Source organism: Streptomyces sp., assembly GCF_035563135.1.
Classification (GTDB): Bacteria; Actinomycetota; Actinomycetes; order Streptomycetales; family Streptomycetaceae; genus Streptomyces.
On the sequence record NZ_DATMVN010000365.1, the window covers coordinates 1 to 9,664 of the forward strand.

Sequence of the window (9,664 nt, forward strand, 5' to 3'; positions counted from 1 at the left end):
CCCGTGCCGGAACAGCGGCGCGATCCCGAACCGGTGGCCGACGCGGCCGTTCCGGGACAGCGCCGCGCCGACGGCGACTACGGGACCGAGCAGTTCGCCTTCATCGAGGAGCCCGACGAGGACTCCGAAGACGTCATCGACTGGCTGAAATTCACCGAGAGCCGCAGCGAGCGGCGCGAGGAAGCACGACGGCGCGGGCACAACCGGATGATCGCCCTGATAGTCGTCGTGGCTCTCGTGGTCGTCGGCGGAGCGGGCTATCTCTGGTTCGCCGGGAAGATCCCGGGAGTCTCCGGCAGCGACGAGCAGAACAACACGGCGGCCGGCCCGCAGAAACGGGACGTCATCGTCGTCCATCTGCACAACACCAAGAAGGGCGGCACCTCCACGGCGCTGCTCGTCGACAACGTCACCACCGAGCAGGGCGCCACCGTCCTGCTCCCCAACGCACTGGCCGTGGCCGCGGACGACGGATCCACCACCACGCTCGGCAAGTCCGTCGACGACGACGGGTCCACCGGCACCCGGGAAGCGATCGACACCCTGCTCGGCACCAGTATCAGTGGCACCTGGCGGCTCGACACCCCGTACCTCGAGAACCTCGTCGAGCTGGTGGGCGGCATCGAGGTCGACACCGACACGGATGTGCCCGGCTCCGGGAAAGGCGCCTCGCCGCTCGTGAGCAAGGGGGAGGCACAGACGCTGAGCGGGCCGATGGCCGTCGCGTACGCCACCTACCGGGGCCCGGGCGAGCCGGAGGCCAAGCAGCTGATGCGCTTCGGGCAGGTCATGCGCAGCGTGCTGCGCAAGCTGTCGGAGGACCCCGAGGCCGCCACCGTGACCGTGGAGACCCTCGCACAGATCCTCGACCCGTCCCTGCCCGAGCAGGACCTGGGCGCCTCGCTGGCGAAGCTCGCCGGACACGCCAAGGTGGGCGACTACAAGACGGAGCTGCTCCCGGTCCAGAGCGACGGAACGCTCACCGACGAGGCCACCGAGAGCGTCGTCAAGGACGTCCTGGGCGGCAAGGTGAAGGCTCCGGAACAGGGTGCCGCCGTGCGCGTCGGCATCAAGAACGCCACGGGGAACGCGAAGGATACGGAATCCGCCAGGATTCAGCTCGTCAACGGCGGCTATGCCTTCGTCGACAGCGGCAGGACGGACGCCGCGGCGTCGTCCGAGGTGGTCCACGGGGCTGCGGAGGACAGGACGAAGGCGATCGAGGTGGCCAAGACCCTGGGCCTGCCGGAGAGCTCGGTGAAGAAGGGCGAGCCCGCCGCGAACGCCGACGTGTCCGTCGTTCTGGGGCAGGACTACGAAATCCCCGAGCAGACGTCGTAAGGGCTGTCGGCGGTCCGTGAGACCCTAGAGGTTGATCTGACCGCCGACGAAAGCCTGCATGTGACCGCCACGGACCGCTCCATCGAGCTCATCAACGCCGCCGCCCAGGCGGCGGCCGACCGGCTCGCGCACGACATCATCGCCTACGACGTCAGCGACGTGCTGTCGATCACCGACGCCTTCCTGCTGGCCTCGGCTCCCAACGACCGCCAGGTCAAGTCGATCGTCGACGAGATCGAGGAGCGGCTGCAGAAGGAGCTCGGCGCCAAGCCGGTACGCCGCGAAGGTGACCGCGACGCCCGCTGGATCCTCCTCGACTACGTCGACATCGTGATCCACGTACAGCACAGCGAGGAGCGCGTGTTCTACGCGCTCGAGCGGCTGTGGAAGGACTGCCCCGAGATCGCCCTCCCCGAGGACGCGATCAAGACCCGGGGCAAGGCCGAGGAGCACGCCCAGCTCAACGGCGGCACGGAAGGTGACCAGAGCTGAACGGCAGCCGGAGCGGCCGGGGCCGCAAGATCGTCCTCTGGCGGCACGGCCAGACGGCCTGGAATCTGGAGCGCCGTTTCCAGGGCTCCACGGACATCGAGCTGACCGAGACAGGCGTCGGCCAGGCACGCCGCGCCGCCAGGCTGCTCGCCTCACTGCAGCCGGACGCGATCGTGGCGTCCGACCTGCGGCGGGCGGTGGCCACGGCCCAGGAGCTCGCCTCGATCACCGGCCTCGACGTCGCACACGACTCCGCACTGCGGGAGACGTACGCGGGCGCCTGGCAGGGCCTCACACACGAGGAGATCGTCGGTCAGTACGGCGAGCAGTACGCCGCGTGGAAGCGCGGTGAACCGGTCCGCAGGGGCGGTGGCGAGCTGGAGACCGAGGTCGCCGACCGGGCTGCGCCCGTCGTCCTGGAGCACGCCGGCAAGCTGCCCGACGCGGGCACGCTCGTCGTCGTGAGCCACGGCGGCACGATCCGGACGACCATCGGCCGCCTGCTCGGGCTCGATGCCCATCACTGGGAGGGGCTCGGCGGGCTCTCCAACTGCTGCTGGTCCGTGCTGGGCGAGGGTGCGCGTGGCTGGCGCCTGCTCGAGCACAATGCCGGGACGCTTCCCGAGCCGGTGCTCGGGGACGACGACTGACGGGCACCTGGAGGTTCTCTCCGGGCGGCGGGGGCCGGATTTCACTTTCCGGCTCGTCGCAGGCTAAAGTTCTTCTTGTTCGCAGCGCGGAAACGCAGGGAAACACAGCGGACAGCGGGGCTATAGCTCAGTTGGTAGAGCGCCTGCATGGCATGCAGGAGGTCAGGAGTTCAATTCTCCTTAGCTCCACAATCAAGATCCCGTCCCCGGTGGGGGCGGGATCTTTTTTGGCCGGTTGTGCGGATCCGGTGCGGTGACCCGCGCGGGTCGTGCCTCAACTGCCCCGGCCCGCTTGAGGCAAGGGCGGACAGGGCGCTCCGGTGCCTTCTTCGCGGGCGGGCCGGCCGGTCCGGTGGCCTTCCTCCAGGGCAAAGGCTGACGTCGGGGCGGTCGCCGGGCTGACCCCCTTGCGGGACCATGGCAGAATCGGAGCGCCGGAGGGGGCGACGTACCGATCGGGAGGGAGCGCGATGCCTGCGAGCCGCGTACGGGCCCCGGGCCCGCCCCTTGCCCCCGGCGCGTCCCATGGCTTCGTCGCCACCCGCTGTTCGACCGTGCCGCGCTTCCTCGGCGCCTCGCAGGAGGACCCCTTCGCCACGGCCTGCGGCCGCCCTCGGAGCTGACCGGATGGGTGCACACAGGCGGAAGTGCGACTGGTGCGGCAGTGGTACGCCCATCGTCAGGGACATGGATCCGGTCAACGCGGAGTTCCAGTACTGGTGTGAGGAATGCGCGCGGGCGCTGATCATAAAAGGCGACCCCATCGAGACGTACCGCGAGCTCGAGGGGGAGCCCATCTACGGCCGGCTCCTGGAGGAGCACTGCACCCTCAAGCGGTTCTACTCCTTCGCCACCGCCTGACGCCATCCTTCCGAGGAGGGCTCCCCGCCACAGCAGCCGCTGGTCAGAGCGTCGTCCACCACTCATATCCGGACAGAGTGGAAACGATTTTTGATGGGCCGGTGCGACCGTGTAATGTTCTCGATGTCGCCAGGGAAACCGGGCGGCAAACAGCACGGGGCTATAGCTCAGTTGGTAGAGCGCCTGCATGGCATGCAGGAGGTCAGGAGTTCAATTCTCCTTAGCTCCACAGGGAGGAAGCGGGTCATCCGGTATCGGATGGCCCGCTTCTTGTTGTGTCCGTCACCTCGGTGGTCCGGGGCCGGTGTGCGGTCCTGTCCAGGTGTTCGCGCGCCCTGCGGCCCTTCACGGCCTGGGTCGCCTCGCGGAGGGCCTCCAGAGCTGCGGGGTTCCCGTCGGTCAGTACGTCGGACAGGCCGCCTGCGGCGGCCGTGCGGTCCCAGCTTGCACGGCCCGCTCCGGCCCGCTCCGGCCCGTGGTCCCGGCGGCCGGCCGACCCGGGATCCGCAGCGGCCCACCGCCGGCGCGGACCTCCGGTCCGACCGGCGGGAACGGCACCGGCGCCGGGAGCGGTCGAACGGCACGGTGTCCTTACGCCGGACGGGCTCTCCCTGCTTCATTCCAGGGCTGGGGCTCGTGGAGGGGGAGATCCTGCGAGGAGATCCCGTGAGGCAACTCCGAACGACCCGGTAAAGGTCCGTTGCCGCATGTCAGGGCGCTGGATACCTCCTGGTACGGGGCTGAGGTATCACCCCCCGCGGGGGCAGTACGGGGAGTGACCCTCGCAGCGTGTGAGTCATGGGGGAGGTTCGCGTGGGCGGTGTGTCGATCGGCCTCTGGGGTGGCGGGCCCCACGCGGCTTCCCGGCCGGACGAGTGCCGGGCCGGGTACCGGGCCCGTGCGGTACCCTGGCGCCATGCGTGCCGTACGCCTTCTGCTTAGCGAGCCGCGCTGATCATTCCCGACCGGTGAGAATGCCTGGTCGGACTCGGCGCGGCGTCCCCTCCTGTGCGAGGGGATTTTTCGTTTCCGTAGACGTGTGTCCGTAGACGTGGGCGCCGGCAGATGACGATCGATGGAGCTTTGAGGATCATGAGCGAGACGAATACCGCGGCCGAGGTGGCCGCGCCGCACCGCTACACGGCAGCGATGGCCGCCGACATCGAGGCACGCTGGCAGGACTTCTGGGACGCCGAGGGGACGTACGAGGCGCCGAACCCGTCCGGTGGTCTGGCGGGTGATCCGGAGCTGGCCGCCAGGCCGAAGAAGTTCATCATGGACATGTTTCCGTACCCCTCGGGAGCAGGTCTCCATGTCGGGCATCCGCTGGGCTACATCGCCACCGACGTCTACGCCCGCCATCAGCGGATGACCGGGCACAACGTCCTGCACACCCTGGGTTTCGACGCGTTCGGACTGCCGGCCGAGCAGTACGCCGTGCAGACGGGTACGCACCCGCGGGCCTCCACCGAGGCCAACATGGAGAACATGAAGGCCCAGCTGCGCCGGCTGGGCCTGGGCCACGACAAGCGCCGCTCGTTCGCGACGATCGACGCGGACTACTACAAGTGGACCCAGTGGATCTTCCTGCAGATCTTCAACTCCTGGTACGACACCGAGGCCGACCGGGCGCGCCCGATCGCCGAACTGGTCGCCCAGTTCGAGAGCGGTGAGCGTGCGGTCCCCGGCGGCCGTGAGTGGGGCACGCTGAGCGCCGCCGACCGTGCCGACGTCCTGGGGCAGTACCGCCTGGCGTACGCCTCGGACGCGCCCGTCAACTGGTCGCCCGGACTGGGCACCGTACTGGCCAACGAGGAAGTGACGGCCGACGGCCGCTCCGAGCGCGGAAACTTCCCGGTCTTCAAGGCCAAGCTGCGCCAGTGGAACATGCGCATCACCGCCTACGCGGACCGGCTGCTGAACGACCTGGACGGGCTGGACTGGCCCGAGGCGATCAAGCTGCAGCAGCGCAACTGGATCGGCCGTTCCGAGGGTGCTCGCGTCGACTTCCCCGTCGACGGAGCTGGAGACATCACCGTCTTCACCACCCGTCAGGACACCTTGTTCGGCGCGACCTACATGGTGCTGGCGCCCGAGCACGAGCTGGTCGAGCGGATCATCCCCGCAGCCTGGCCCGAGGGCACCCACCCGGTGTGGACGGGCGGCCACGCGAACCCGGCCGAGGCCGTCACCGCCTACCGCAAGCAGGCCGCGGCCAAGTCCGATGTGGAGCGGCAGGCGGAGGCCAAGGACAAGACCGGTGTCTTCACCGGGGCCTACGCGACCAATCCGGTCAGCGGCGAGAAGGTGCCCGTCTTCATCGCCGACTACGTCCTGATGGGCTACGGCACCGGTGCGATCATGGCCGTACCGGCGCACGACGCGCGCGACTTCGCCTTCGCGCGCGCCTTCGAGCTGCCGATGCGCTGTGTCGTCGAGCCGTCGGACGACCGCGGTACGGATGCCTCCACCTGGGAGGACGCCTTCAGCTCGTACGACGCGAAGCTGGTCAACTCCGCCAACGAGGAGATCTCGCTGGACGGCCTGGGCGTCGTCGAGGCCAAGGCGAAGATCACCGCGTGGCTGCAGGCGCACGGCGTGGGCGAGGGCACTGTCAACTTCCGGCTGCGGGACTGGCTGTTCAGCCGCCAGCGCTACTGGGGAGAGCCCTTCCCGATCGTGTACGACGAGGAAGGCATCGCCCACCCGCTGCCCGAGTCGATGCTGCCGCTGGAACTGCCCGAGGTCGAGGACTACTCGCCGCGCACCTTCGACCCGGACGACGCCGACACGCAGCCCGAGACCCCGCTGTCCCGGAACGCCGACTGGGTCAACGTCACCCTGGACCTGGGCGACGGCGCTGGTCCGCGCAATTACCGCCGCGAGACCAACACCATGCCGAACTGGGCGGGTTCCTGCTGGTACGAGCTGCGCTACCTGGATCCGGACAACGACCAGAGGCTGGTCGACCCGGCGATCGAGCAGTACTGGATGGGACCGCGCGAAGGACAGCCGACCGGCGGTGTCGACCTGTACGTCGGTGGTGCCGAGCACGCGGTGCTGCACCTGCTTTACGCCCGCTTCTGGTCGAAGGTGCTGCACGACCTGGGGCACATCTCGTCCGCGGAGCCGTTCCACAAGCTGTACAACCAGGGCATGATCCAGGCCTTCGTCTACCGGGACAGCCGCGGCATCGCGGTTCCGGCCGCCGAGGTCGAGGAACGTGACGGGGCGTACTACTACGCCGGCGAGAAGGTCAGCCGCGTCCTGGGCAAGATGGGCAAGTCCCTGAAGAACGCCGTGACGCCCGACGAGATCTGCGGCGAGTACGGTGCGGACACCCTGCGGCTGTACGAGATGGCCATGGGGCCGCTGGACGTCTCGCGTCCCTGGGACACCCGTGCCGTGGTCGGCCAGTTCCGGCTGCTGCAGCGGCTGTGGCGCAACATCGTCGACGAGGAGACCGGTGAGGTCACCGTCGTGGACACGGAGCCGGACGAGGACACGCTGCGCGCATTGCACAAGGCCATCGACGGTGTCGGCCAGGACATGGCAGGAATGCGGTTCAACACCGCCATCGCCAAGGTCACCGAGCTGAACAACCACCTGACGAAGGCGGGCGGCCCGCTGGCGCGGTCGGTCGCCGAGCGGCTGGTGCTGCTGATCGCACCGCTGGCGCCGCACGTGGCGGAGGAGCTGTGGCGTCGGCTGGGCCACACCGGGTCCGTCGTGCACCAGGACTTCCCGCTTGCCGACCCGGCGTACGTCGTGGACGAGACCGTGACCTGTGTGGTGCAGGTCAAGGGCAAGGTCAAGGCGCGTCTGGAAATCTCCCCGTCGATCTCGGACGAGGAGCTGGAGGCCCTGGCCCTGGCCGATGAGAACGTCGTCGCCGCGCTGGGCGGGGCCGGGATCCGCAAGGTCATCGTGCGGGCGCCGAAGCTGGTCAACATCGTCCCCGCCTAACGCCGGCCGAGGCGTCCGGGCGTCCGGGTGACAGTGCCGGGCGGTCCGCGGCGGAAGTGCCAGGGCTTTCCCCTACGGGCAGGTTGCGGGTTCCTGTGGAACCCTCGGCCTGCCCGTTCCGTTTACGGTAGAAGGGGCGACCGCACACGGGCTGCCGATTCGACAACCGAGGGGCGTTCATGGAAGCCGTGATCCTGATCCTGACGCTGCTGTTCGTGGCGTTCATGGCGCTCGGGGTGTACGCCGGCGTGAAGACGGTGCGCGCGGCCAAGCGCGGTGTGGACCGGACGATCACACAGGCGCGCCGCTCCGTGGAGGACACCACGCTGAGGGCGAAGAGCTACGGTCAGCCGGGCGTGCCGGGGGAGCTCGCGCAGCTGAGGCTCAAGCTGCGTACGTCGATGAGGGCCACCCAGGACGTGCTCGACGCGGGCGCTGCGGAGGACGCCTCCCTCTCGGAGTCGCTGGGGCTCTTCCAGCGCCTGAGCGCCCACGGACACGAGCTCGACAACGACCTCAAGCGACTGGAACGCGAGCCGGACCGGGCGACGGTGGCGAAGCTGCTGCCGAGCCTGAGGGAGCGCACGGAGCGCATCACGCACTCGGCGGAATCGCTGCGCTGGGCGGTGCGTGACCGGGCCGAGCAGTTCGCCGACGACGACCTGGCCGCGCTCAACGCACAGATCGACCTGGAGGCCGGGGCCCTGCGGCACTGGACGGCCGAGGGGGCCGAGGAGCCGGCGGCACAGGGGGAGACGGCCGGGCACAGGTGGAGCGGACCGGCCGAGGAGAAGACGCCGCCGTCGCTCACCCCTCCGGACCCGCGGCTGCGCACGGACTATCCGTGGCAGAAGTCCGCCAGGCCGGAGACCACGAACTGACGCGCCCCGGCGGCGGGGAGGCAGGCCGCGATCACGGGGGCGTTCGATGCGTCCGAACGCGTCCTGAACGCCTCCGGCAGGTCCCGGGGGCGTCGGGCGCGGGCTCCGGGTGCGAGCCCCGGGCCGACCGGGAACGATCAACAGGCAGGTCCCGGGCTGCCGTGCCCCCGTCCCGGAAGGTAACCTCCGGCTCATGTCCCGCCATGTCGCGATCGTCACCGATTCAACGGCCTACTTGCCGCCCCAGACGATGGAACGGCACGGCATCACCGCGGTGCCGCTGACCGTCGTCCTGGGGGATCAAGCCCTGGAAGAAGGCACGGAGATCTCGGCTCGGTCGCTGGCGCTGGCCCTGCAGAAGCGCCGCTCCGTGACGACATCGCGGCCCGGCCCGGAAGTCTTCGCCGCCGCGTACCGCACCGTGGCCGAGACGGGCGCTACCGGCATCGTCTCCCTTCATCTGTCGGCGGAGTTCTCCGGCACGTACGACGCTGCTGTGCTCGCCGCGAAGGACGCGCCGGTGCCGGTGCGTGTGGTCGACACCGGCATGGTCGCCATGGCCCTGGGATTCTGTGCGCTCGCTGCCGCCGAGGCCGCCGAGGCGGGCGGCGGCCTGGACGAGGCGGTCGCAGCGGCGGAGAAGCGGGCGGCGGGCACGTCTGCGTTCTTCTACGTCGACACGCTGGACTACCTGCGCCGGGGCGGGCGCATCGGCGCCGCCCAGGCACTGCTGGGGTCGGCCCTGGCCGTCAAGCCGCTGCTGCAACTCGACGGCGGGCGTATCGAGATGCTGGAGAAGGTGCGGACGGCCTCCAAAGCGATCGCGCGGCTCGAAGAGATCGTTGCCGCGCGGGCGGGCACGGGTGCTGTGGACATCGCCGTACACCACTTGGCCGCTCCTGACGGGGCCGAACGGCTGGCGGAGCGGCTGCGGGGGCGGATTCCGGGACTTGCCGATCTGCATGTGAGCGAAGTGGGCGCGGTGATCGGCGCGCACACCGGTCCGGGGCTGCTGGGAGCGGTGGTCGCACCACGTTGAACGTCACTCCGAAGAGTGAGGCAGTTATCCACAACTGGCGGGTTATCCACTGTAATTGGGGCAGCTCGGCGGATTTTCCCGGAAGTGTCTAGCGTCGTGAGGCATGACCTCCCGAACGTTTTCCACGTCCAGCCGTGCCACTGACCGGCAGGCCCTGACCGGTGACGCCACCAACCCGCCCACGCTGCGGCTTACAGCGCTGACTGCGCACGCAGCCGTGGATCCGCCCACACTTCGGCGCACGGATCTGCGTGCGCACGCAGCCATGGATCCGCCCCCACGCCCGCCCACGCACCGTGCCGCACATCGCGTGCCCCGCGGGTCCCGTCCGGCGGGGCGCGCCCGGTGCGGGCCCGGTGTCCGCCCCGGGGGAGCGGCCGGCGCGTCACCCGGCACCACGTCCGGCGCCCGGCGCGGACACCGGCGGCGCGTCG

General features: G+C 69.7%; 7 protein-coding genes and 2 tRNA genes. All 9 read left to right on the forward strand.

Annotated elements, in window-relative coordinates; genetic code table 11:
* Positions 1-1,341, forward strand: a 1,341-nt coding sequence (locus VN520_RS15750) for an LCP family protein (RefSeq protein ID WP_325747548.1), incomplete at its 5' end; no start/stop codon positions are given.
* Between the two features lie 60 nt (positions 1,342-1,401).
* Complete coding sequence (gene rsfS, locus VN520_RS15755) at positions 1,402-1,833, forward strand: ribosome silencing factor (RefSeq protein ID WP_010062919.1); 432 nt, start codon at positions 1,402-1,404, stop codon at positions 1,831-1,833.
* Positions 1,830-2,483 carry a histidine phosphatase family protein gene (locus tag VN520_RS15760; protein WP_325747552.1) on the forward strand — a complete coding sequence of 218 codons (654 nt, stop codon included), beginning with the start codon at positions 1,830-1,832 and terminating at the stop codon, positions 2,481-2,483. Before rsfS ends, VN520_RS15760 begins: the two co-directional genes overlap by 4 nt.
* Positions 2,484-2,599: 116 nt before the next feature.
* Positions 2,600-2,672, forward strand: a tRNA-Ala gene (locus tag VN520_RS15765).
* Positions 2,673-3,110: 438 nt separating this feature from the next.
* The gene (locus VN520_RS15770; RefSeq protein ID WP_033305681.1) at positions 3,111-3,344 is read left to right on the forward strand and encodes a hypothetical protein; all 234 of its coding nucleotides are present in this window, start codon (positions 3,111-3,113) and stop codon (positions 3,342-3,344) included.
* A gap of 156 nt (positions 3,345-3,500) precedes the next feature.
* Positions 3,501-3,573: transfer RNA gene (locus tag VN520_RS15775), tRNA-Ala, on the forward strand.
* Positions 3,574-4,436: 863 nt separating this feature from the next.
* A complete protein-coding gene (gene leuS / locus VN520_RS15785) occupies positions 4,437-7,310 on the forward strand; it encodes a leucine--tRNA ligase (RefSeq protein ID WP_325747549.1) in 2,874 nt (957 codons plus the stop codon).
* A gap of 179 nt (positions 7,311-7,489) precedes the next feature.
* Entirely contained in the window at positions 7,490-8,191 is a 702-nt protein-coding gene (locus tag VN520_RS15790; protein ID WP_325747550.1) for a hypothetical protein, read from the forward strand.
* Between the two features lie 193 nt (positions 8,192-8,384).
* Entirely contained in the window at positions 8,385-9,230 is an 846-nt protein-coding gene (locus VN520_RS15795) for a DegV family protein (protein WP_325747551.1), read from the forward strand.
* The last annotated feature ends 434 nt before the right edge of the window (positions 9,231-9,664 follow it).